Source organism: uncultured Roseobacter sp., from assembly GCF_947501835.1.
Lineage (GTDB): Bacteria > Pseudomonadota > Alphaproteobacteria > Rhodobacterales > Rhodobacteraceae > Roseobacter.
Window position 1 is genome coordinate 86,546 of record NZ_CANMXR010000010.1, and the last position, 20,987, is coordinate 107,532.

At 59.7% G+C, this 20,987-nt stretch carries 22 protein-coding genes and 1 tRNA gene; 9 read left to right on the forward strand and 14 right to left on the reverse strand.

Annotated features, from left to right (window positions below; all coding sequences use genetic code 11):
* Nucleotides 1-107 precede the first annotated feature (107 nt).
* Nucleotides 108-803, forward strand: a complete 696-nt coding sequence (locus Q1A20_RS19525) for a thioredoxin family protein (RefSeq protein WP_299918255.1) — start codon at nucleotides 108-110, stop codon at nucleotides 801-803.
* 116 nt (nucleotides 804-919) lie between these two features.
* Here the strand turns inward: Q1A20_RS19525 and Q1A20_RS19530 are convergent, their stop codons facing one another.
* From Q1A20_RS19530 to purB, 4 genes are all read right to left on the reverse strand, one after another.
* The gene (locus tag Q1A20_RS19530; RefSeq protein WP_298971620.1) at nucleotides 920-1,978 is read right to left on the reverse strand and encodes a FliG C-terminal domain-containing protein; all 1,059 of its coding nucleotides are present in this window, start codon (nucleotides 1,976-1,978) and stop codon (nucleotides 920-922) included.
* A 72-nt stretch (nucleotides 1,979-2,050) separates the two neighbouring features.
* Complete coding sequence (locus Q1A20_RS19535; protein ID WP_367180940.1) at nucleotides 2,051-2,572, reverse strand: tetratricopeptide repeat protein; 522 nt, start codon at nucleotides 2,570-2,572, stop codon at nucleotides 2,051-2,053.
* Between the two features lie 100 nt (nucleotides 2,573-2,672).
* Nucleotides 2,673-2,834 carry a carbohydrate-binding module family 14 protein gene (locus tag Q1A20_RS19540; RefSeq protein ID WP_299408885.1) on the reverse strand — a complete coding sequence of 54 codons (162 nt, stop codon included), beginning with the start codon at nucleotides 2,832-2,834 and terminating at the stop codon, nucleotides 2,673-2,675.
* A gap of 94 nt (nucleotides 2,835-2,928) precedes the next feature.
* A complete protein-coding gene (gene purB / locus Q1A20_RS19545) occupies nucleotides 2,929-4,233 on the reverse strand; it encodes an adenylosuccinate lyase (protein WP_299408888.1) in 1,305 nt (434 codons plus the stop codon).
* 83 nt (nucleotides 4,234-4,316) lie between these two features.
* Here purB and Q1A20_RS19550 point away from each other — a divergent pair, with 83 nt between their 5' ends.
* The 3 genes from Q1A20_RS19550 (at nucleotide 4,317) to Q1A20_RS19560 (ending at nucleotide 5,732) form a co-directional block, all read left to right on the forward strand.
* Nucleotides 4,317-4,649, forward strand: a complete 333-nt coding sequence (locus tag Q1A20_RS19550; RefSeq protein WP_299408891.1) for a hypothetical protein — start codon at nucleotides 4,317-4,319, stop codon at nucleotides 4,647-4,649.
* Entirely contained in the window at nucleotides 4,630-5,052 is a 423-nt protein-coding gene (locus Q1A20_RS19555) for a DUF6314 family protein (RefSeq protein WP_299408893.1), read from the forward strand. Before Q1A20_RS19550 ends, Q1A20_RS19555 begins: the two co-directional genes overlap by 20 nt.
* Nucleotides 5,053-5,126: 74 nt before the next feature.
* Nucleotides 5,127-5,732, forward strand: coding sequence for a biotin transporter BioY (locus Q1A20_RS19560; RefSeq protein WP_298971381.1), 606 nt, complete (start codon nucleotides 5,127-5,129; stop codon nucleotides 5,730-5,732).
* 86 nt (nucleotides 5,733-5,818) lie between these two features.
* On the opposite strand, the gene Q1A20_RS19565 is transcribed toward Q1A20_RS19560, so the two are convergent.
* The 3 genes from Q1A20_RS19565 to dddP form a co-directional block, all read right to left on the reverse strand.
* On the reverse strand, nucleotides 5,819-7,033 hold the full coding sequence (locus Q1A20_RS19565; protein WP_299408895.1) for a bifunctional alpha/beta hydrolase/OsmC family protein: 1,215 nt from the start codon (nucleotides 7,031-7,033) through the stop codon (nucleotides 5,819-5,821).
* A 168-nt stretch (nucleotides 7,034-7,201) separates the two neighbouring features.
* A complete protein-coding gene (locus tag Q1A20_RS19570; protein ID WP_299408898.1) occupies nucleotides 7,202-7,897 on the reverse strand; it encodes a VPLPA-CTERM sorting domain-containing protein in 696 nt (231 codons plus the stop codon).
* 293 nt (nucleotides 7,898-8,190) lie between these two features.
* Nucleotides 8,191-9,531 (reverse strand): dimethylsulfonioproprionate lyase DddP, encoded by a 1,341-nt coding sequence (gene dddP / locus Q1A20_RS19575; RefSeq protein ID WP_299918260.1) that lies wholly within the window; start codon nucleotides 9,529-9,531, stop codon nucleotides 8,191-8,193.
* A 117-nt stretch (nucleotides 9,532-9,648) separates the two neighbouring features.
* Here dddP and Q1A20_RS19580 point away from each other — a divergent pair, with 117 nt between their 5' ends.
* A complete protein-coding gene (locus tag Q1A20_RS19580) occupies nucleotides 9,649-10,395 on the forward strand; it encodes a DUF3445 domain-containing protein (RefSeq protein ID WP_367180941.1) in 747 nt (248 codons plus the stop codon).
* Here the strand turns inward: Q1A20_RS19580 and Q1A20_RS19585 are convergent.
* The 3 genes from Q1A20_RS19585 to Q1A20_RS19595 form a co-directional block, all read right to left on the reverse strand.
* Nucleotides 10,384-11,310 (reverse strand): alpha/beta fold hydrolase, encoded by a 927-nt coding sequence (locus tag Q1A20_RS19585; protein WP_299408903.1) that lies wholly within the window; start codon nucleotides 11,308-11,310, stop codon nucleotides 10,384-10,386. The genes Q1A20_RS19580 and Q1A20_RS19585 overlap by 12 nt on opposite strands.
* A gap of 167 nt (nucleotides 11,311-11,477) precedes the next feature.
* A complete protein-coding gene (gene glnA, locus Q1A20_RS19590) occupies nucleotides 11,478-12,881 on the reverse strand; it encodes a type I glutamate--ammonia ligase (protein ID WP_298971390.1) in 1,404 nt (467 codons plus the stop codon).
* A gap of 48 nt (nucleotides 12,882-12,929) precedes the next feature.
* Nucleotides 12,930-13,268 (reverse strand): P-II family nitrogen regulator, encoded by a 339-nt coding sequence (locus Q1A20_RS19595; protein ID WP_263843478.1) that lies wholly within the window; start codon nucleotides 13,266-13,268, stop codon nucleotides 12,930-12,932.
* A 167-nt stretch (nucleotides 13,269-13,435) separates the two neighbouring features.
* On the opposite strand from Q1A20_RS19595, the gene Q1A20_RS19600 reads away from it, so the two are divergent.
* Complete coding sequence (locus Q1A20_RS19600) at nucleotides 13,436-14,983, forward strand: NAD(P)H-hydrate dehydratase (RefSeq protein WP_299918262.1); 1,548 nt, start codon at nucleotides 13,436-13,438, stop codon at nucleotides 14,981-14,983.
* On the opposite strand, the gene Q1A20_RS19605 is transcribed toward Q1A20_RS19600, so the two are convergent.
* Nucleotides 14,980-15,498: a Hint domain-containing protein gene (locus Q1A20_RS19605; RefSeq protein ID WP_299918264.1), complete on the reverse strand. Its 519-nt coding sequence runs from the start codon at nucleotides 15,496-15,498 to the stop codon at nucleotides 14,980-14,982. The two genes, Q1A20_RS19600 and Q1A20_RS19605, sit on opposite strands and share 4 nt — an antisense overlap.
* 143 nt (nucleotides 15,499-15,641) lie before the next feature.
* On the opposite strand from Q1A20_RS19605, the gene Q1A20_RS19610 reads away from it, so the two are divergent.
* Nucleotides 15,642-15,726: transfer RNA gene (locus tag Q1A20_RS19610), tRNA-Leu, on the forward strand.
* Between the two features lie 132 nt (nucleotides 15,727-15,858).
* Entirely contained in the window at nucleotides 15,859-17,190 is a 1,332-nt protein-coding gene (gene tig, locus Q1A20_RS19615; RefSeq protein WP_299918266.1) for a trigger factor, read from the forward strand.
* 68 nt (nucleotides 17,191-17,258) lie between these two features.
* Here tig and Q1A20_RS19620 read toward each other — a convergent pair whose 3' ends face one another.
* Together Q1A20_RS19620 and Q1A20_RS19625 are read right to left on the reverse strand one after the other, a co-directional pair.
* Nucleotides 17,259-19,217, reverse strand: coding sequence for a bifunctional 2',3'-cyclic-nucleotide 2'-phosphodiesterase/3'-nucleotidase (locus Q1A20_RS19620; RefSeq protein ID WP_299918269.1), 1,959 nt, complete (start codon nucleotides 19,215-19,217; stop codon nucleotides 17,259-17,261).
* A 122-nt stretch (nucleotides 19,218-19,339) separates the two neighbouring features.
* Nucleotides 19,340-19,762 (reverse strand): lytic transglycosylase domain-containing protein, encoded by a 423-nt coding sequence (locus Q1A20_RS19625; protein WP_299918316.1) that lies wholly within the window; start codon nucleotides 19,760-19,762, stop codon nucleotides 19,340-19,342.
* Nucleotides 19,763-20,087: 325 nt separating this feature from the next.
* Here Q1A20_RS19625 and Q1A20_RS19630 point away from each other — a divergent pair, with 325 nt between their 5' ends.
* Nucleotides 20,088-20,243 (forward strand): hypothetical protein, encoded by a 156-nt coding sequence (locus Q1A20_RS19630; RefSeq protein WP_299408918.1) that lies wholly within the window; start codon nucleotides 20,088-20,090, stop codon nucleotides 20,241-20,243.
* A 96-nt stretch (nucleotides 20,244-20,339) separates the two neighbouring features.
* On the opposite strand, the gene rplI is transcribed toward Q1A20_RS19630, so the two are convergent.
* Entirely contained in the window at nucleotides 20,340-20,981 is a 642-nt protein-coding gene (gene rplI, locus Q1A20_RS19635) for a 50S ribosomal protein L9 (protein WP_299408921.1), read from the reverse strand.
* Between the last annotated feature and the right edge of the window lie 6 nt (nucleotides 20,982-20,987).

Sequence of the window (20,987 nt, forward strand, 5' to 3'; positions counted from 1 at the left end):
TTTTTTCGTCAAATGCGCTCTCTATCTCTCAAGAAACCTTGATTGGTCATTACAGGTCGGAGATTCTAATGTGCTCGAACGGCTCAGGTGGCCAGATGAGGAATCACATGAAACGACTGTCGCATCTCTTTGCCGCGCTCTGGTTGATGGCAACTCCGGTTTTTGCGCAAAACTCGCCCGTCGTGGTGGAATTGTTCACCTCGCAGGGGTGTTCTTCGTGCCCGCCCGCGGATGAGTTGCTGCATGCGCTTGCCGACCGGGACGATGTGATCGCGCTGGCGCTGCATGTGGACTATTGGGATTACATCGGCTGGAAAGACGAATTTGCGGACCCCAGAAATGCGGATCGCCAACGGGCCTATGCAACCAAAGCGGGGCGCCGGTCGATCTATACGCCTGAGATGATCGTGAACGGGCTGACGGATATCGTTGGCGCGAAGCCCATGGAAATCTCCAAGGCCATCGCCGTGCACAAGGAATATCCCGCGACCGTGAAAGTCTCCTTGGAGCGCAGCGGCGACGAGGTTCAGATCAAGGCGGAAACGCTGCGGCGCGCGACGGGACCAATGCTTGTGCAATTGCTGCGGTATAAACCAAACCGTGAAGCGCGGATCACACGGGGCGAGAATGCCGGGCGGACAATTTCCTACGCCAATGTGACGCAGGACTGGAAAGTGCTGGCGGAATGGGATGGCCGCGCGCCGCTGTCGATGTCGGCCATGGCGCCCGGGAAGGATCCGATTGTTGTCCTGATCCAGGCAGAGCAGATGGGCCCTATTCTGGCCGCCGCCCAGCTGAAGTGATCCGACCTTTGGGCGTCACACTCGGGTCCTGGTCGGGTCATCCGTCTCCTGCACACGCATTATTATTGTCGCGCGGGGCAAGCGGTCCGCCAAGGGTATGAGCTTACGCGGCCCGATCAATCGTCATCATTGTCATCGACCACCAACAGCAGATCGCCTGAGGCTTCCATCTCGCGGATCGTGGTGATGATCGTGGACATGGCCTCCTCGACCTCTGCGGGTTTCACTTTCTCCAGTTCTTCGACTTCTTCGCGGAGCTGATCGGCCATACGGCCTGACATGTTTTCCAGAATGAAATCCGCCGAAGGTTTCACGCCTGCAGCCTCGGCGCCCGCCAATGCAATCAACAGCACTTCCTGTTCCAGTTCGCGCACGACACGTGGAATATCGCGGGGCGCGATCCGTTTTGGGATATTGGCGAAGGTGAAGATCGCCTTGCGCACAAGATCGGCAAAGCCCGCATCCGTTTCATCCAGACCTTCGAGCACGTCGTCGCGGGTGATAGAGGTTGTCGAGTTCAGAATAGCGCCGACACGTTCGACAGGGCCGTCGTCGAAAGCCTGCAGTGGCTCCGCATCCAGCTGCGCTGCGAGGGACAGACCGATGCGATCAACCGCATCCGGCGTGACCGCGCTGGTTTGTGAAACGGCATAGGTGATGCGCCGCGCCTGTGGGCCTGGCAGTTTCCCCAAGAGCTCCGCGGCGCGCGCAACGTCAATTTTCGATAGTAGAACCGCGGCCACCTCGATGCTTTCATTCTCCAGAATGGGCAGCAGCTTTTCGACACCCATGTCCTTCAGGCGCGCCCAGGGGTCACCATATTGGCGCACGCCAGCCTCCTTGCGCAGCCTTGCAGCGGTTTGTTTGGAGATCCGGCCATCCAGCGAATCAAGTGCGCCGGCGATGCCACCGGGAAAGGACAGGCCGATGCTGTCCAGCTCATCGGCGAATTCGGAAACGACGCTGGAAAGCGTGTTCCGATCCACCAGACGCATGGAACCCATTTGCTTGGTCAGCTGTGCCTGCAGGTCTTCCGGCAGGTCTTCCAAAGGAATGTCAGCCCCTTCATTCAACAAAAGCCGCACAACAATCGCCGCTTTTGCGCGACGGGTGAGGGTTGCAGGGGTACTTCCTCCCGCGCCCGGCAGGGCCGGGAACGGCGCCATTGGAACCATATCTGTCATCTTTATCCGCCTTGGTAGAAGTTGCTCCTATCCTTGGCAGATAAAGGTAAACATTGGCTGAAATCAGTAGCTGTAAGTTGTGCCCGTCTCGATGGCTTTGCGCAGCGACGCCTCGGACCAAGAACCGGCACCGCCATGTTCTTGAATGGCGCGCAACTGCACCAAGGCCCCGGCTGTATCGCCAGCCTCGACCAGCCCCTGACCCATGTAGGAGCGTGCAAGAATGTTCCCGGGGTCCTGCGCGATGGCCTGTTCGTAAAACATGTTGCCAAGTTCGATATTGCCCAGTTTCCGGTGGGTGAACCCCATGTAGGTCAGGCGGCCCGGATCATTCTTGTCCATTGCGTCCAAGACAGTCTGCGCATCGTGATAGCGCCCGGCATAGGCCATGTGGCGCACGGTCTGATAAAGCTGCTCGCGTTCCAGGCTGCTTTCCTGCGGATTGACACATGTCTTGGTCTTCTTGTCATAGACCTGCGCCCCTTTGCAGGACACGGCAGGTTTGCTGGGCGGCGCGTCATTGCCGCCTGCGGCCAGCACTGTGGTTGGAAAAAGCAGGGCTGCCCCCAGTAAAATCCGCATCATTGCGAAACTCCTCAATCAAATACACATTGTATGGGGGTAACGGTTCAGCCCGCGGTTTTATTCAATCACAGGCGCGTGATTGAATAAAACTCGATCAGGCTCAGCTGTTTACGCTGGTGACACAAGTGCCGGTCTGGGCGTCATATGCGGTGCCCGGCGCACAGGACATCGTTGCTTGCTTGTCATAACTACACCCGGCAGCAAAGCTCACAGCGGGGAGAATTGTGAGGGCCACCGCGGCGGCCAAAGTCTTGATCGTCATTGCGGGTCTCCTTGGTTGATGCCTTCAAGGTAGCAGCGCGCAGCCTCCGGTCAACAAAAATGACATAATGCGCCGTGTCCGATGCCTGTGTCGCCTAGTCCTTGAACACCCGTTTGAAGATCGTATCGACATGTTTGGTATGATAGCCGATGTCGAATTTCTCTTCGATCTCCTCGGCGCTGAGGGCGGCCAGCACATCCTGATCCCCCAGAAGTTCGGTTTTGAAATCCTTGCCGTCCTCCCAGACCTTCATCGCGTTGCGTTGCACCAGCTTATAGGCGTCTTCGCGGCTGACACCGGCCTGGGTCAGCGCCAGAAGCACCCGCTGGCTCATCACAAGCCCGCGGAACTTGTTCATATTGGCGAGCATATTGTCGGGGTAGATCACCAGCTTGTCGACCACGGAGGTCAGGCGTGCCAGCGCGAAATCCAGCGTGATCGTGGTATCCGGGCCGATGTTACGCTCCACCGAGCTGTGCGAGATGTCCCGCTCGTGCCAAAGTGCAACGTTTTCCATGGCGGGGACGACGGCCATGCGCACCAGCCGCGCAAGACCGGTGAGGTTTTCGGTCAGCACCGGGTTGCGCTTGTGCGGCATCGCGGAGGAGCCTTTCTGCCCGGCGGAGAAGAACTCTTCGGCCTCCAGCACTTCAGTGCGCTGCATGTGGCGGATTTCGGTGGCGATGTTTTCGATGGAACTGCCAACCACGCCGAGTGCTGCGAAGAAGGCCGCGTGGCGATCACGCGGGATCACTTGCGTGCTGATCGGTTCGGGTTCCAGTCCCAGCTTGGCGCAGACGTGCTCCTCGACCGCCGGATCGATGTTGGCGAAAGTGCCGACCGCACCGGAAATGGCCCCCGTCGCAATCTCGTAACGCGCTTTTTCCAGACGGTTCAGGTTGCGGTCCATCTCCGCGTAAAAGCGCGCAAAGGTCAGGCCCATGGTGGTGGGTTCGGCGTGAATGCCGTGGCTGCGCCCGATGCGCACCGTGTCCTTATGCTCCAGCGCGCGGCGTTTCAGGGCGGCCAGGAGGGCTTTCATATCGGCGATCAGGATGTCGGAGGCGCGCACCAGCTGCACGTTGAAACAGGTGTCGAGCACATCCGAGGAAGTCATGCCCTGATGCACAAAGCGCGCCTCGTCACTGCCCACATGTTCCGCCAGATGGGTGAGAAAGGCGATGACGTCATGTTTGGTCACGGCCTCGATTTCGTCAATGCGGGCGACGTCGAATTCCACATCCTTGGCCTTCCAGACGGCCTCGGCATTTTCACGCGGGATCACCCCCAGATCGGCCATGGCGTCACAAGCATGAGCCTCGATCTCGTACCAGATGCGGAATTTCGTGGCGGGGGACCAGATGGCAACCATGTCGGGACGGGAGTAGCGGGGGATCATCAGCGCACCTTTTTCGCGTTTGTCTTGGGCATGCCGCGCTCTTAAACTGCGGGGGCAGGGGCCACAAGGCAGGAGCCGGTGAAATGAGAGTATTGATGGCGACCGCATTGGTGTTTTGCCCGGTCTGGGCCGCGGCAGAGGATTGGGTGCCGATGAGCGGGGAGGAGATCCGTGCGGCGCTTACAGACCGCAAGTTGCAGTATGCCAACGCCTGGCAGGATTTTCGCGCGTCAGGCCGGACACTCTATAACGCAGGGGCTGACAGCTGGGGGTATTGGCGGGTGGAAGGCGAGCAGTATTGCAGCCAATGGCCGCCCTCGGACCTCTGGGCCTGCTATGGCATGGCGCGGTCGGGTGACCGGCTGCGTTTCATCGGGCAGGGTGATGACATCACCGATGCGGTCTATGCCGACTGAGGTGCGCGCCCGTGTCCTGGCGGATTTCGAAGACACTTGGGACCTGACCCGGCAGATTGCTCATGCGGATGGGACCCGAGCGCATTTTGAAGGCCAGGCCGTCTGGGTGCCTGATGGTCAGGGCCTGCGTTACACGGAAACGGGCAAGCTACACATGGCGCAGGGCGTCGTGATGCAGGCGGAACGGCGGTATCAGTGGGGGCCTGACCTGGATGTCTATTTCGAGGACGGGCGGTTTTTCCACCGGGTGCCAGAGCGCGGTGGTGCGGCGGAGCATTGGTGTGATCCGGATACCTACAAGGTGACCTATGATTTCACCCACTGGCCTGCCTTCACCGCCGTGTGGCGGGTGACCGGACCGCAGAAATCCTACACCCTGCGCAGCCAATACAGCCGCCGTTAGCGCAAGAGGTCTTGCGCTGATGCTGCGGCTGCGGCATTCAGGGGGCAAGATTTCTCAACAGGAGACATAAATCCATGCAACTGTCCGCCTCTCATTCCGTTCTGGCAGAGACCTTCGGGCCCACAACCGGCACCGCGCGGCGCATCAAACAGGCCGTTCTGGTTGTTTTGGGCATCACCCTGCTGGCCGTGGCCGCGAATATCAAAGTGCCGGTGCCGGGCTCGCCGGTTCTGATGAACATGGGGACCTTTGCGGTGCTGACGATCGGTGCAGCCTATGGCGCGCGGCTCGGTCTCGCGACCATTCTGGGCTATATGATCATCGGGGCGCTGGGATTTGACATCTTTCAAAGCTCGACCGCGGATCTGAATGGCATTGAATACATGATGGGCGGCACCGGCGGGTATCTCGTCGGATATGTGATCGCGACGGTGGTGCTGGGCGCGCTGGCGCAGCGCGGCTGGGACCGGTCCATGGTCTGGATGGCGCTGGCAATGCTGATCGGGAACGTGCTGCTTTATGTGCCGGGTCTGCTGTGGCTGGGTCAGCTTTATGGCTGGGACAAACCTATTCTGGCCTGGGGCCTCACGCCCTTCCTGCTGGGGGATGCGCTGAAACTGGCGCTGGCCGCCGTACTGCTGCCGCTGGTCTGGAAACTGGTGGGTGACGCCCGCAGCTGATCTGAGCGCAGGTCAGGTAAAAGGAGAGGCGCAGCCAAAAGCTGCGCCTCATTCTGTTTGAATGCGTCTGTTGCGGCGTGAGCCCGTTACTCCGCCAGTTCGGTGATGACGGTAGAGCTGCGCTCCAGCGTACGGTGCACCGGGCATTTGTCGGCAATTTCCAGCAGCCTGGCGCGTTGTTCCTGACTGAGCTTGCCGGCGAGCGATATGCGCCGCCGCCAGGTGTCAATCTTTTCGCCCACTGCGGTTTCCGCATCCTGCGCGTGGACCTTGTTGTGGTTCACATCGACCGAGACATGATCCAGTGGCCAGCCCTTGCGTCGCGCATACATGCGGATGGTCATCGAGGTACAGGCGCCCAGCCCGGCGGAGAGAAAACCATAGGGGCTGAGGCCCTTGTTGGTGCCGCCATAGGCCAGCGGTTCATCTGCCAGCAGGTGATGCCCGTCGGAGGAGGTGATATCGGTCAGATAGCCGTTTTTATCCGCCTCTGAGACCCGCAGGACCCCCTCCGGCGCACCGGGCGGCGGGGCAGGTGGGGCCAGGGCGATATAGCGTCGCGCCCAGGTGGCAATCACATCGGCGGCATATTCCGCATCCTCGGCGCGGGTGATCAGATGGTCAGCGCTATCCAGAGTGACAAAGCTCTTGGGGTGTTTGGCGGCCAGGAAGATCTGGCTCGCGTTATCAATGGATACGATTTCGTCGCGGGGCGCATGCAGGACCAGCAGCGCGGCATTGAGCGAGCCGATTGATGGCGTGAGCTGCCCCTTGGCAACATCTTCGATAAAGCCCTTGCCAATACGGAAGGGGCGCCCACCCAGCGACACCTCTGCGACGCCATTGGAAATAATCTCCGGCAGCGCATCGGCGAAGTTGTGGGTCACATGTTCCGGGTCGAAGGGCGCGCCAAGTGTCGCGACAGCCTTGATGTTATCCAAGGCCGCAGCCGCCTTGAGCACCGCCGCCCCCCCCAGTGAATGCCCGATGATCAGCGAGGGCGTCATCGCGCGGCTTTCCAGGTATGCGTTGGCCGCGATCAGATCGTCGACATTGGAGGTGAAGGAGGTGTTTGAAAACTCGCCCCCCGAATGCCCCAAGCCGGTGAAATCAAACCGTAAGACGGCGATCCCGATGGCCGACAGGCGCGCTGCAATACGGCGGGCCGCAGGAATATCTTTGCCGCAGGTGAAGCAATGCGCAAAAATCGCCGTGGCCAGATGTGGGCCCTCCGGCAGATCCAATCGGGCGGCAAGCTGCGACCCATCATGTCCGGAAAATGTAATACGTTCTGTGGGCATTGCGGCGCTCCTTCGACTGTCAGAGTGGGGCGCGGAACCGCCGGTAGCAAGGTCTGTGACAGCCACATCACGCGGAGGTGACGACCTGAGCGGAGAACTTGCCTCCTCCAACAAAAAACGCGCCCGACGAGGAGCGCGTTTTTCAAATCATGCAGTAGGCAGGCGCGTTCAGGCCGCCTTGCGGGCCTTGCGCCGTGCGGCGACACCGAAGCCACCCATCGCACCCATCAGCAGGAGCGCGGAGGCAGGCAGTGGCACCGCTGGCACCCCGTCACCCTCGACGAAGAGCTTGGAGGGGTTCCCGTTTGCCGCAGCGTAGATCAGGTTGAACTCGCCACCGGTGAAGTTGATGGTGCCGGTCTTTGGCGTTGTGCGCACACCTGTTGGGTTCGCAAAGCCAATCAGCTCTTCACCGTCGTCATAGATGGTGAAGCCGTCGTCATGGGTCACCGAGGTGTCAAAGGCGTTGGCGTAGACTTCGGTGAAGGAAAACAGCGTGGTGGTCTGGAACTTTGGGTTGCTCAGGCGCAGACCGGCAACGCCTGCGTCCAGGCCGCTGACCGTGCCGGAGCTCAGCGAGCCGAGAAAGTCGGAGATTGTCTCCAGATCAAGATCTCGTGGGAAGTTGTCAACGAAGAAGTCGAGCGCGCCGTTATACACAAACGTGTCTTTATGCGTGTCGTTTGCCGCTGCGAAACGCGCGTCAAAGTTTTCGCGGTTGGCGCGGGCGCCTTTGCCGGAACCACCAGCGTTGAAGTTGACAACCTGCACTTCAAAGATGCCCGACAGCGTCGCCGCCTGAGCCTGTGTGGCATATGTTGTGAGGGAAAGCGCAGCCGCAGCCGCAAGCGCGATAAGTTTCAAAGTCGTGTCTCCAACTTGTTACCGTGCGACCATCTGAAAGGCCGGTCCGAATGAACATGACCCGGACATGAAAAAGATGCTTTTCGCGACCCGGAAATTAAAATTTGAATACAATGATGGGGGTCTGAGAGGAAAGGGGAATTTACAGGATCCGGGTGCAAATCTGCCGCTTTCATCTCTTGCGTGAACAGTGTTCCCGTCGCGGGTGAATTGTCTTCGCGCCGCGCGGGAAATTAACTTTGTTGCACCGGGTCGCAGGCCCGATTTTGCGAATCAGCGAAGCGCCTGATCCGTCATTCCCCCATGAGACGCGGATCGAACGGGTATGTTGTCAGGTTCTCAAACCCGTCTTCGGTGATCAGGACCTGATCTTCGAGTTTGATGGAAAAATCGCCGCCCTCTTCAGACACCAGGGCCTCGACGCAAAGACACATGCCCGGCTCCAGCGGGTAGTCATAGGCGCCCGCGACCGCGTGATCGGGATAGGCAACGAGGGGCCATTCATCGCACAGACCCACACCATGCATCAGACAGCCGTATTTCAGTTTCTGGAACTTTGCGTCCAGCACATGCGTCCCCGCTGAGAGCTCCGGGATCATCACGCCGGGTTTGAGCATCTGCATGTTGGTCATGATGTGCTCAACCCCGTGCTGCATCGCATAGATCATGTCAGGGCGGGGGCGGTCGGGGCCAATCCACCAGCTGCGGGAAATATCGGTGCAGATGCCGTAAGCACCCACCAGATCGGTGTCGAAGCTGATGATCTCGTTGGGCTGGCAGATGCGCGGGCCGCACTCCTGAAACCACGGGTTGGTGCGGGGGCCGGACGACAGCAGCCGAGTTTCGATCCACTCGCCGCCGCGTCGGACGTTTTCGGCATGCAGGATGGCCCAGATGTCATCCTCGCAGGTCTTGCCATCGCCGACATTGGCGCGTGCGAAATCTTCCATCAGGCGCACGGCGGTTTCGCAGGCATGGGAGGAACACCGCATCGCCTTGATCTCATCCGGGCCCTTGATGCTGCGGGATTTTTCGGTGACTTCCTCGCCGTCCATGACCTCGAACCCTTGGGCTTCGAGGCTGCGCAGCCCATGCAGCATGACCTTGTCGACCGCCAGGCGGCGGTGGCCTGGCGCATGTTCGGCGAGCAACACGCGTACCTCATTGGCAAAGATGTCGGCCGCCACATCGACCTTGTCGCCCCGGTCGAAATAGAACAGATCGGCCCCGGAGCGCTGTTCGCGCACCAGCGGATTGAATTCGCTCAGGAAGGGCGAATTCTTGTAATCCCACATCACCATGTAGCCGTCGGCGCAGAGCAGCACCGCGCGAAACGGATTGTGGGTGTTCCACAGCTGCATATTGGTGCTGTCAGTGGCGTAGCGGATGTTCAGCGGGTCGGTCATCAGCAGACCGGCATAGCCGCGATCAACGATGTGTTGCGTCAGGCGGGCGTGCCGATAGGCGCGCATGGCGGCAAGGTTGGGCAGCTCCAGCCCGGCAGCGGCCCATTCCGCAAAAGCCAGCTGCGTCGGGCCAATCTCCACGCGGTCCATGTCGTTCGGGCTGCCATCGCCCAGGGTCGCCCCGCGCGCCGGATCGATCTTGCGTGTGTCGCGGTAATGCTGGTTCATCGATGCCTCCCTGCGCTGTCTTGCCTAAATCTTGTGCGGAATCGCCGCGTCAGGTTTGCTCGAATGCGACACACCAGAGCGTCGTTTTTTGAAGACAACATCCCCGGTGAGGGCTAAATGCCCGTCATGACGGAGATTTTGCAGGATCATATGCCACGCGATATGGTGGAGGCGCGCGCCTTGCCGGGCGTCCAGCCCTTGGATCCGACGGCCTGGTTGCGGGTGGATGAGGCCTATGCCGCACAAATGGCGCACCGGCGGCGTTTGATCGAAACCCGGCGCGCCGATGTCTATTGGCAAGACCCAACCGCCGCCGATGCCGCGCGCGAGGTGTTGTCGGAAGCGCTGAAGCATCTGCCACCCTTGGGGTTCGAGGTGTCGGGGCAGATGTGTCGTTGCCCTGATGGTGCGGTGGTCGATCTGATGGGCGATGCGCCTCTGGTCGCGCTTGGGCAAATCCTGCAGGAGGACATCTGCCTGATGGAAAAGCGCGGAGATGCCCATGTGCTGACCGCTGCGATCTTGTGTTTTCCGGCCAGCTGGCGGCTACGGGAAAAAGTCGGGCGGCCGCTGATCGCCATCCATGACACGGTTGCTGAATATGATGACGCCATCGCGCGCCGGGTGCAGCGGCTCTTTGACGGGGTGCAGGTGGGGCGACCGCTCTGGCGGTACAACAGGCTCTGGTATGACGATCCGGAACTGTTCCAGCCGCGGTCCGCCTCTGAGCCCCGCCGCATTGCGCCGGGGCAGGCGGAGGCTGGGTATCAGCGCGCCGAACGCCAAAGCCTCGTCAGGTTGCCGCAGACCGGCGCTGTCGTCTTTTCCATCCACACCTATGTGGTGAAACGCTCAGCTGAGTAGCGCCAGATCCGAAGTGTTCATCCGCCGGCGTGTGGGCATCTGCTGCGCGTCCTCCCCGGCGATCGTCAACGCCGCGTCCTTGTAGAACTTGTCGTTGTCAAACCACCACTGATGCGAAAACGCGGTCGTGCGATCCTGCAGAATGACATCCTGCAGATATTGTTCATGGCTGTAGACATCCACGTGGTTCTTGTCGATGACCTGCGGCATCCCGCTGCGGCCAACGCGTTTTTGTAGGCCGTTTCCGATCACGGCAGGAAGATTAAGAACCTGATCCAACTGGCTGAAATAATTTGTAAATCTATTGCTGCGATGCGCGAGCAACAAAGACCCCCAGGCCCCGCGCGCAAACCACCGGGCATCCGCATCGCCTGAGACAAACATGATCTGGTTGAGCTTCCACACGCCTGAGCCCGGGCTGGCCGCATCGCCGAAATCGGAGAGCGCGCGCAGGGTCAGATAGGCCCCCATCGAATGGGCGATCAGATTGATTTTCGTCGCGTTGGAGCGGGTGGTAAGCGGAATGATCCCGTCTTCGACCAGGCATTGGGCCGTGGCTTTGGCATTCCGCTTGTCGTTGTCATAGGCCAGCACGTTGCCTTCGCTGGGCCAGTCAAAGGCGACAACCGCACCACGATACCCCTGGTCGCGCAGTCCGTTTTTGATCTTGTCGAAACGGCGCAGCATGTCCAACTGATCGTTGTTGAAGCCGTGGACAAAGATCGTCACCTCATCTGTTTCGGCCTCGGCATGCACCTGATCGAGCCAATCCTTCTGGCTGATGATGCCACCGCTCCATGTGCCATCGGCGTCCGGGCCGTCCGTGATCCTGACATAGCGGGTGAGTTGCGCCGGGTTATTGGTAAATTTCGTCTTGGAAGCATTATACGTGCGGCGCGAGAAAAACAGCGTCATGGGGACGTCTCCAAAATTGATACATAAAATAAAATCGAATAATGCACTAAAAAGTTGAAATCTCAAACTGTTCGATGTCGGCGTGAGGCGGAATAAAAAAAAGGCGCCCGCAAAGGGCGCCTTTGGTGTCGTCAATTTCGGCTCAGGCGCAAAAGCGCCTTAAGAGATCAGCAGCTGTAGTACATGGCGAACTCGACCGGGTGCGGCGTGTGTTCGTACTGCTCAATCTCTTCCATTTTCAGGTCGATATAGCCTTCGATCTGATCCTTGGTGAAGACGTCGCCCTTCAGCAGGAAGTCATGGTCCGCCGTCAGGGCTTCCATCGCCTCGCGCAGCGAACCACAGACGGTTGGGATACCTTCGAGCTCTTCCGCAGGAAGATCATAGAGGTTCTTGTCCATCGCCTCGCCGGGATCGATCTTGTTTTCGATGCCGTCGATGCCTGCCATCAACAGGGCCGCAAATGCGAGATAGGGGTTCGCGGACGGATCCGGAAAACGTGCCTCAACGCGCTTGGCTTTGGGGCTTTCGGTCCATGGGATCCGAACACAGCCCGACCGGTTACGCGCGGAATAGGCGCGCAGCACCGGCGCTTCAAAGCCCGGGATCAGGCGCTTGTAGCTGTTGGTGCCGGGGTTGGTGAAGGCGTTCAGCGTCTTGGCATGCTTGAGAATGCCACCGATGTAGTAGAGCGCTTCCTGGCTGAGGTCGGCGTATTTGTCGCCGGCAAAGACGGGCTTGCCATCTTTCCAGATTGACATGTTCACGTGCATGCCGGTGCCGTTGTCGCCTGCGATGGGCTTCGGCATGAAGGTCGCCGATTTGCCATAAGCGTGGGCCACATTGTGGATCACGTATTTATACTTCTGCAGCTCATCCGCCTGTTTGGTCAGCGAGGAGAAGATCAGACCCAGCTCGTGCTGACAGGACGCCACCTCGTGGTGGTGCTTGTCTACTTTCATGCCCAAACGTTTCATGGTCGAGAGCATCTCGGAGCGCAGGTCCTGGGATTCGTCGATCGGGTTCACTGGGAAATAGCCGCCTTTGACCCCCGGGCGGTGACCCATGTTGCCCATCTCGTAATCGGTGTCGGTGTTCCAGGAGCCATCAACCGCGTCCACTTCGTAGGACACTTTGTTGATCGTGTTGGAATAGCGCACGTTATCAAACAGGAAGAATTCTGCTTCCGGGCCCATATAGGCCACATCACCGATGCCCGTGGACTTCAGGTATTCTTCAGCCTTTTGGGCGGTGCCACGCGGGTCGCGCTCGTAGGCTTCGCCGGTGTCCGGCTCCACGACGGAGCAGTGCAGACACACGGTTTTCTCTGCGTAGAACGGATCGACGTAGGCGCTATCGGTGTCGGGCATCAGTTTCATGTCGGAGGCTTCGATGGATTTCCAACCCTCAATGGAGGAACCATCGAACATGAACCCTTCTTCGAGGAAATCCTCGTCCACCTGATCAGACATCACGGTCACGTGCTGCAGTTTCCCGCGCGGGTCCGTGAAGCGGATGTCGACGTATTCCACGTCCTCATCCTTGATCATCTTCAGCAATTCTTGGCTCATTCTCGTGTATCCCTTGTTGTTGGAATGATAATGGTGTGTGGGCGCGGATCAGAGCGCGTCTGATCCGGTTTCGCCGGTCCGGATGCGGATCGATTGCTCGACAGGGGTGACGAAAATCTTGCCATCCCCGATTTTCTCGGTTTTCGCAGCGCCGACGATGGCGTCAATTGCTGCATCGACCATGTCATCGTCCAGTACGATCTCGATCTTTACCTTGGGCAGGAAATCCACGACGTATTCAGCGCCCCGGTAGAGCTCCGTATGACCTTTCTGGCGGCCAAACCCCTTCACTTCGATCACGGAAAGACCCTGAACCCCGACCTCTTGCAAAGCCTCTTTGACCTCGTCGAGTTTGAACGGTTTGATAACCGCTTCGATCTTTTTCATTGGAGCCTCCCTTGGCGTGTTTCAGAAGGTTTCAGATCATTTCGGGCTGGAGCGGTCCATCGATAGGCGTAAACTGGGTCACATCCCATGTGGCTTTGGCATGGACGCGCTTATTTAGAGGGCATGTCGCACAAAAAATAGGCGAAAGTGAATCGTGAGGGCCAAAAATGAACGAAGTTCTGACCAGCGCCGAGATGCGCGCCCATGAAAAAGCGGCGATTGAGTCGGGTGCTGTGACGGGTTTGGAACTGATGGAGAAGGCCGGTCAGGGGGTGGTTGAGGCGGTTTTTGGAAGCTGGCCGGAGTTGGAATCCGGCGGGCATCGTGCGGTGGTGCTGTGCGGGCCGGGCAACAATGGCGGCGATGGCTATGTGGTCGCGCGCCTCTTGCAAAAACGCGGCTGGAACGTGCAGGTTTTCGCCCTTGGCAGCCCCGAAAATCTGCCGCCGGATGCAAAGGCCAACGCTCTCCGCTGGATCGATTTGGAGCCGGTGCGACCGCTGGATCAGGTCGAGTTCGATCCAAAGGTGGCGCCCGATCTCATTATCGACGCGCTTTTTGGGACCGGGTTGACCCGCCCGTTGGATCCCCCTCTTGCCGCGGTGATCGAGCGTTACGTCAATGCACCTGCGCCGCGCGATAGGGCTCGGGTCGTCGCGGTGGATATTCCGTCCGGCCTATGCGCGGACAGCGGTCGCCCGCTCGGGGCCTCCGTGCGGGCGGACCTCACGGTGACCTTTCACAGCGAGAAACCAGGCCATCTGCTGGCGGAAGGCGCGACCAGCTGTTCCAAAAACGTGGTGGTCAAGGACATTGGCCTGCCGCCGTTCCAAAGCGCGCATGGGGATTTCACGGGCATTTCCCGAAATGCCCTGCCAGACCCGGCAGTCTTGGCAAAGGACGGCGGGCGGCACAAATATGACTATGGCCACGCGGTGGTGATCAGCGGCCCGGCGGCGCACACGGGTGCTGCGCGCTTGGCCGCACGTGGGGCGTTGCGCATTGGGGCGGGATTGGTGAGCCTGGCCACGCGACCTGATGCGCTTTCGGAGGTTGCGGCGCAGTCGACCGCCGTCATGGTGGTTCCGATTGAGGGGGCGAGCGCATTGCGCGCCCGGTTTGCCGAGGATGCGCGCGCCAATGCGTTTTGCCTTGGCCCGGCTCTGGGCAAGGACGCTGTCGCTGCCGAGTTGATCAGAACCACGCTCGCGTTGCGCCGCGCAACCGTTCTGGACGCTGATGCCCTGACGCTTCTGGCGGAAGAGCCTGAAATGTTTGCCGATCTGCACCCAGGCTGCGTGCTGACCCCGCATGGGGGGGAATTCAGCCGCCTCTTTCCGGATATTGCCGAGAGGCTGGCAGCCGCTCCCACCCACGGACCGGCCTATTCCAAAATCGACGCGACGCGGGCGGCAGCGGAACGGGCGGGCTGTGTCGTGCTGTTCAAGGGGGCGGATACGGTGATGGCGGACCCCGGGGGCCGCTGCATCGTGAATGCGCCGGAGGAGGGGGCCGCCTGGCTGGCCACGGCGGGGTCGGGCGATGTTCTGGCCGGGTTTATCTGCGGGTTGCTGGCCAGAGGGCTGCCGCCACTGGAGGCCGCCGCAACCGGGACAAAACTGCACACCGCCTGCGCGCGCGCCTTCGGGCCGGGGCTGATCGCCGAGGATCTGCCCGAAGTGCTGCCAAAAGTGTTCCGGTCCCTGGGGCTTTAGGCCGTGTGGTGTCGCATCTCCTGGGCAAAGCTGTTGGCCGTACCCAATTCCAGACCATCGGCAAAGACCACCTGAGGGGCCGCACAGTGAAGCCGGTAGAGGGTGACAGCCTGTTGCCCCAGATTGCGGATAAATTCACCGTCGATCAGCCGGCGAGCCGGAACAAGGGCTTGCGGGGCACCATAGAAAGCCATTGCACGCCAATCCCGGATCAGAACCGTCTGATCCGCGGTCAGCAGGGTATCGCAGTCCGGCCGGCTGTGCCCGATTGATCCGGCGATGATGTAGACGACATGGGTCACCATGCTGACGACATCGATGCCGGTAAGGGGCACCGCCCCGCCACCCCGCGCAATGACGCGATCGCCCGCCCGCAAGGTTTCAACGGGCTGCTCACCCCTCAGTGTTAAGATGCGCGCGCCGGATACCAGTCCCACACCGGACATGTTCGGTTGTGCCGAACGGCCCGTTGGGGGGATGTTACCACTCGTGCGCCCGGCCGTTTTCGGCTTCATGGGCGTTCTTCCTTATTCAACCTGCCTCAAGGTCTGCACGATTTAATATAACGTTGTCTTAATGTCTTCGATAAATTTGCACTCGCGCTGCGCGCAATGGTTTGCTAAGGACCGCGCGAGCCGCGGGTCATCCCCGGTCTCGTGCGGGTGTGGCGGAATTGGTAGACGCACCAGATTTAGGTTCTGGCGCCGCAAGGCGTGGGGGTTCAAGTCCCTTCACCCGCACCACTTCAATCGCCGTTTGCGCAGGGCGCATTGACGTGCGGGACAACGCCTCTTGCACCTTTGTCGCTGGCAAAATAGAAGAGCGGAAATTTACGCACGCGCCCGCCCGGCGCGCCTTATTTACATGGAGCACACATGCAGGTCACCGAGACGCTGAACGAAGGTCTGAAACGCGGCTATGCCATCACGGTCACTGCCGCGGAGCTGGACGCCAAGGTTAATGAAAAACTGGCCGAAGCGCAGCCCGAAGTCGAGATGAAGGGCTTCCGCAAGGGCAAGGTGCCGATGGCGCTGCTGAAAAAGCAGTTTGGTCAGAAGGTCATGGGCGAGGCGATGCAGGAAAGCATTGATGGCGCGATGAGCAATCACTTTGAGGAATCTGGTGATCGCCCGGCATTGCAGCCAGAAGTCAAGATGACCAACGAAGATTGGAAAGAGGGCGATGACGTCGAAGTTTCGATGTCCTACGAAGCGCTGCCCGAAATTCCCGAGGTCGATTACAGCAAGATCAAGCTGGAAAAGCTGGTGGTGAAAGCCGAGGACGCGGCGGTCGAAGAAGCCCTGGGCAATCTGGCGGAAACCGCGCAGGATTTCAAAGCGCGCAAGAAAGGCTCCAAGGCCAAGGACGGCGATCAGGTTGTCATGGATTTCCTCGGCAAGGTGGGCGGCGAAGCCTTTGACGGCGGTGCCGCAGAGGATTATCCACTGGTGTTGGGCTCAAACTCCTTTATCCCCGGGTTCGAGGAGCAGCTTGTTGGCGTGAAAGCCGGTGAGGAAAAGGCCGTAACGGTTTCCTTCCCGGAGGACTATCAGGCCGAAAACCTGGCGGGCAAGGAAGCTGTGTTTGACTGCACCATCAAGGAAGTCAAAGAGCCGGTAGCCGCTGAGATCAACGATGATCTGGCCACAAAATTCGGTGCTGAAGATCTGGCCGGGTTGAAGACGCAAATCTCCGAGCGGTTGGAAGCGGAATACGCCGGGGCAGCCCGCGCGGTGATGAAACGCAGCCTGCTGGACTCGCTTGATGGCCTTGTTGATTTCGACCTGCCGCCCTCGCTGGTGGAGGCGGAAGCCAAGCAGATCGCGCATCAGCTGTGGCATGAGGACAATCCGGATGTGGAAGGCCACGATCACCCCGAGATCGAGACCACCGAGGAGCACACCAAGCTGGCGACGCGTCGCGTGCGGCTGGGGCTGTTGCTGGCCGAGATCGGTCAGAAAGCCGAGGTTGAAGTGACAGATGCGGAAATGACCCAGGCGATCATGAACCAGGCGCGTCAGTACCCGGGTCAGGAACGCCAGTTCTTTGAATTTGTTCAGCAAAATCAGCAGATGCAGCAGCAGATGCGCGCACCTTTGTTCGAAGACAAAGTGGTGGATCATGTGTTTGAACAGGCGACCATCAAGGAAAAAGAGGTTTCCAAGGACGATCTGCAAAAAGCCGTTGAGGCGCTTGAAGAAGAGTAACGCGCCTTCTTATAGAATAGAAAACGGGCCGTACATCTCTGCTGCGGCCCTTTTTTAATGGGCGGATATCAGAGCTGGATGCGGAACCGTGCAAACCCATCGTCACCTTCGCCCGCGGGGGCGACGGTGACGCCTTTGACCTCATCGACATAGTCTTCGGCCTTGGGCCCCGTGTCGAAGAGCACCGAGGCGCCATCGAGCGGTTTGAAGGTCCAGTTTGCGTCGGCCTTGGGGCTGATGGTGCCGTTCTCCACGATGTAGCGCACGATCACGTCACGGTTTGTGTCCGGGCCCTCAAAGACGATGCTGTCACCCTTGGCGCCGGGGAAATCACCGCCGCCGCTGGCCCGGTAATTGTTTGTCGCGATGATGAATTTCTGATCGGGATCAACCGGTTGACCTTCAAATTGCAGATCGACAATCCGATTGGCATCCGGGTTGATCAGCACCCCCTTGGGGTCAAACTTTGACGGCTGGCTGAGGTCGATCTGATAGGTCACCCCGTCCATCACGTCGAAGTTGTAGGAGGGGAAGTCATCGTTGATCAACGGCTGATCCGCCTCGCCGGGGGTCACCTGATTGAACATGCCTGCGGAACGCTCCAGCCAGTCCTTGACCTCTGCGCCCGTGACCAGAACCGCCCGCGCGGTATTGGGATAGAGGTAGAGGTCGGAGACGTTCTTGATCGCCACATCGCCCTTCGGCACATCTGTGTAGTATTCCGGGCCACCTCGGCCACCTGCCTTGAAGGGTGCGGCAGCTGATAGAACCGGAAGCGTTTCGTATTCAGTGCCTTGCAGCATTTCTTTAATGTACCAGGTTTGCGCGTTCGAGACGATTTGCACCGATGGGTCATCTGCTACCAAAGCAAAATAGCTGTGCAGGTTGGCATCGGTTTTCCCAACCGCGCGGCGCACGTAAGCGAGGGTTTCGTCATGGGCCTGCTGCACGCTGTCCAGAACTGTTGGATCACTCTCCACCAGTGCGGTGATCGAGCGGTCCTCGTTGCGTTTGGAGATTGGACGTGCTTCGGAGGTATGCCCGGCGATGCGCCAGCTGCCGCCGTCGCGCTCCAACATCAGATCGACCAGACCCAGGTGGCTGCCCCAGAACCCGCCCATCGTCGCCGGTTTGCCGTGGATCGTTCCGGCCTCGGCATCGACCGCGGCGTAGTCCTGATAGGTCGCGGAGGGGAAAACCAGATGGCTGTGCCCGGTGAGGATCGCGTCGATCCCCGGCACGGCGGCCAAGGGCACGGAAGCGTTTTCCATCATCTCGCTCTCATCCGCCGATCCGATCCCGGAGTGGGACAGGGCGATGATGATCTCCGCCCCTTCTTCCTTCATCTGGGGCACATAGGCGCGCGCGGCTTCCAGAATGTCGCGGGTCTGCACGTTACCTTCCAGATGACGCCGGTCCCAGTTCATGATCTGCGGTGGCACAAAGCCGATGAGGCCAATCTTTATCGGGTGGGTTTCACCGGCACCATCCGTCAGGCTGCGTTCGATGATGGTGTAGGGTTTGATCAGCGTTGTATCCGCAGTCGGCGTGCCGCCCCTTTCCTTGACGACATTGGCCGAGACCACGGGGAAATCTGCACCGGCCAGTGATTTCATCAGGAAATCAAGGCCATAGTTGAATTCATGATTGCCCAGCGTGGAGGCGTCAAAGCCCACGGCGTTCATCGCGGCGATCACCGGATGCATGTCGCCCTCCTTCATGCCCCGCTCATAGGCGATGTAGTCGCCCATCGGATTGCCCTGCAGGAAATCACCATTGTCGAGCAGCAGCGCGTTCGTCGCCTCCGCGCGGATGTCGCCAATGATCGAAGCGGTGCGCGCCAGCCCCACGGTGTCGCGCGGTTTGTCCGCGTAATAATCATAGGGAAACACATGCACATGCAGATCCGTCGTTTCCATCAGCCGCAGGTGTGCCTGACCGGCGCTGGCATGGGCGGAGAAGGGGTGCACCGCCAGCAAGCCGGCGCTGCCAGCGATGAATGAACGACGTGAAAGACGCAGGGTCATGGCGAATATCCTTATGGTATCAGTGGTGTGGACGATGCCGCGCAGGGATCACAGCTTCATGACATCCACGATGATCCCGCACGCTTCGGTCCGTCAAGTCGAAATTCCCGCCGGGGTTGAGGTTATCCCGCAGGGCGCAGACCGGTTTCAACCAGCATGCCGCGCCGTTTGGCCTCGTAAAAATACCCACGGGCGTACCACATGATGGCGGTGTCCTGATTGCCATTCGACAAAAGCCAGGCGCCGCGCAGGTATTTCAGCGCGTATTTCAGGTTGGTTTCCGCATCCAGCAGGTCGTCCGGTCTGCCGCGAAACCCCATGGTGCGCGCGGTTTCAGGCAGGATTTGCAGCAGCCCGTAATAGGGACCATTGCGCGCCCAGGGGCGGTGGGTGCTTTCGCGGATCGCCAGCTTGTGCACCAGCGAGCGCGGGAGGTCGTAAAAGTCAGCGTATTCATTGATCAGACGGCGCAGTTCCGGCGTTTCATTCGGGTAAAGCGGGGGATTGAACTCTGCGGGCTCGCGTGCGCCACAGGCCGTGAGCATGAGCGCGGCGGCGGTGGTAATGAAATGGCGGCGTGTCTGCACGGCGGGTGACCTTCTGTCTTTTCGGCGGATATTGACCGCTGGCGGGAGGACCACAAGGGAGGAGAGAGACATGCGCGACAAGCCGCCTGCGGTCTGACGTGAGGTCGACCGGTTTGCTGGCTTTTGCGGATGATTTGCGCGCCAGCGCCCTGCGCGAAAGGGGGCGTGGTGGTCGGTGAAAACAGGTGACCCGACGTCGTACGCACCGTAATTGACCTGCGTCAAGTCGAGATCATTTGCGAGTGTCTATGGAGCGGGTATCGACACGTACAAAGGCAAGAATATGAAACTGATACACATGGCGTTTTTGACTGCATCCCTGGCCCTTCTGGGATGCACGGAGCCGGAAACCTACCCGATCACCGGTGAAGAATGCGGACCCAACGATCCTGTTCTGGAACTGGATGCAGCGGATTGCGGGACACCGGGTCTGTCCTGAGCCCCGGCGTTGTTCCAAACCGCGCAAGGGTTATCGCAAAGAAAAACGGCCGGGCGCTGATGCAACCGGCCATTTCCATTTCTTTGATCGTAAAGATCAGGCTTTGCCGGCCGTATCTTCCTGATCGCCGGAAGCTTCTTCCGTGGGCTCGGCCACGGCTTCGGCCAGCTCTTCATCATCGGAAGTTGCAGCACCGATGTCTTCGAAGAGTTCCGCGATTTCGAATTCTGCGGCGGCTTCTTCTTCGGCTGCCAGTTCCTGAATGGATTTACCAGCAGCTTGCAGCTCGGCCTCTTCGGTCGAGCGGGCCACGTTCAGCTCGATGGTGGCGTCGACTTCCGGGTGCAAAACGATTTGCACGGAATGCAGACCCAGTTCTTTGATCGGCGCCAGAACCACCTGCTTGCGGTCCACGGAGAAACCAGCCTCGGTTGCAGCATCTGCCGCGTCGCGGGTGGTCACGGAGCCGTAGAGCGCACCGGAGTCGGAAGCAGAGCGAATCACGATGAACTGCTGTCCGTCGAGTTTCTCTGCCAGCGATTCCGCTTCTTTCTTGGTTTCCAGGTTGCGGGCTTCGAGCTGCGCTTTTTGCTGCTCAAAAGCTTCGATGTTGGACTTCGAAGCACTGAGTGCCTTGCCCTGCGGCAGCAGGAAGTTGCGCGCGTAGCCGGGTTTCACATCGACGACTTCGCCCATCTGACCCAGTTTTGCGACGCGTTCGAGAAGGATAACTTGCATGGTGTT

What these genes read in the sequence shown, in the direction of transcription:
- Q1A20_RS19525 (WP_299918255.1), top strand. Translation starts at nt 108, where the DNA reads ATGAAACGACTGTCGCATCTCTTTGCCGCGCTCTGGTTGATGGCAACT.
- Q1A20_RS19530 (WP_298971620.1), bottom strand. Translation starts at nt 1,978, where the DNA reads ATGGTTCCAATGGCGCCGTTCCCGGCCCTGCCGGGCGCGGGAGGAAGT.
- Q1A20_RS19535 (WP_367180940.1), bottom strand. Translation starts at nt 2,572, where the DNA reads ATGATGCGGATTTTACTGGGGGCAGCCCTGCTTTTTCCAACCACAGTG.
- Q1A20_RS19540 (WP_299408885.1), bottom strand. Translation starts at nt 2,834, where the DNA reads ATGACGATCAAGACTTTGGCCGCCGCGGTGGCCCTCACAATTCTCCCC.
- purB (WP_299408888.1), bottom strand. Translation starts at nt 4,233, where the DNA reads ATGATCCCCCGCTACTCCCGTCCCGACATGGTTGCCATCTGGTCCCCC.
- Q1A20_RS19550 (WP_299408891.1), top strand. Translation starts at nt 4,317, where the DNA reads ATGAGAGTATTGATGGCGACCGCATTGGTGTTTTGCCCGGTCTGGGCC.
- Q1A20_RS19555 (WP_299408893.1), top strand. Translation starts at nt 4,630, where the DNA reads ATGCGGTCTATGCCGACTGAGGTGCGCGCCCGTGTCCTGGCGGATTTC.
- Q1A20_RS19560 (WP_298971381.1), top strand. Translation starts at nt 5,127, where the DNA reads ATGCAACTGTCCGCCTCTCATTCCGTTCTGGCAGAGACCTTCGGGCCC.
- Q1A20_RS19565 (WP_299408895.1), bottom strand. Translation starts at nt 7,033, where the DNA reads ATGCCCACAGAACGTATTACATTTTCCGGACATGATGGGTCGCAGCTT.
- dddP (WP_299918260.1), bottom strand. Translation starts at nt 9,531, where the DNA reads ATGAACCAGCATTACCGCGACACACGCAAGATCGATCCGGCGCGCGGG.
- Q1A20_RS19580 (WP_367180941.1), top strand. Translation starts at nt 9,649, where the DNA reads ATGCCCGTCATGACGGAGATTTTGCAGGATCATATGCCACGCGATATG.
- Q1A20_RS19585 (WP_299408903.1), bottom strand. Translation starts at nt 11,310, where the DNA reads ATGACGCTGTTTTTCTCGCGCCGCACGTATAATGCTTCCAAGACGAAA.
- glnA (WP_298971390.1), bottom strand. Translation starts at nt 12,881, where the DNA reads ATGAGCCAAGAATTGCTGAAGATGATCAAGGATGAGGACGTGGAATAC.
- Q1A20_RS19595 (WP_263843478.1), bottom strand. Translation starts at nt 13,268, where the DNA reads ATGAAAAAGATCGAAGCGGTTATCAAACCGTTCAAACTCGACGAGGTC.
- Q1A20_RS19600 (WP_299918262.1), top strand. Translation starts at nt 13,436, where the DNA reads ATGAACGAAGTTCTGACCAGCGCCGAGATGCGCGCCCATGAAAAAGCG.
- Q1A20_RS19605 (WP_299918264.1), bottom strand. Translation starts at nt 15,498, where the DNA reads ATGAAGCCGAAAACGGCCGGGCGCACGAGTGGTAACATCCCCCCAACG.
- tig (WP_299918266.1), top strand. Translation starts at nt 15,859, where the DNA reads ATGCAGGTCACCGAGACGCTGAACGAAGGTCTGAAACGCGGCTATGCC.
- Q1A20_RS19620 (WP_299918269.1), bottom strand. Translation starts at nt 19,217, where the DNA reads ATGACCCTGCGTCTTTCACGTCGTTCATTCATCGCTGGCAGCGCCGGC.
- Q1A20_RS19625 (WP_299918316.1), bottom strand. Translation starts at nt 19,762, where the DNA reads ATGCTCACGGCCTGTGGCGCACGCGAGCCCGCAGAGTTCAATCCCCCG.
- Q1A20_RS19630 (WP_299408918.1), top strand. Translation starts at nt 20,088, where the DNA reads ATGAAACTGATACACATGGCGTTTTTGACTGCATCCCTGGCCCTTCTG.
- rplI (WP_299408921.1), bottom strand. Translation starts at nt 20,981, where the DNA reads ATGCAAGTTATCCTTCTCGAACGCGTCGCAAAACTGGGTCAGATGGGC.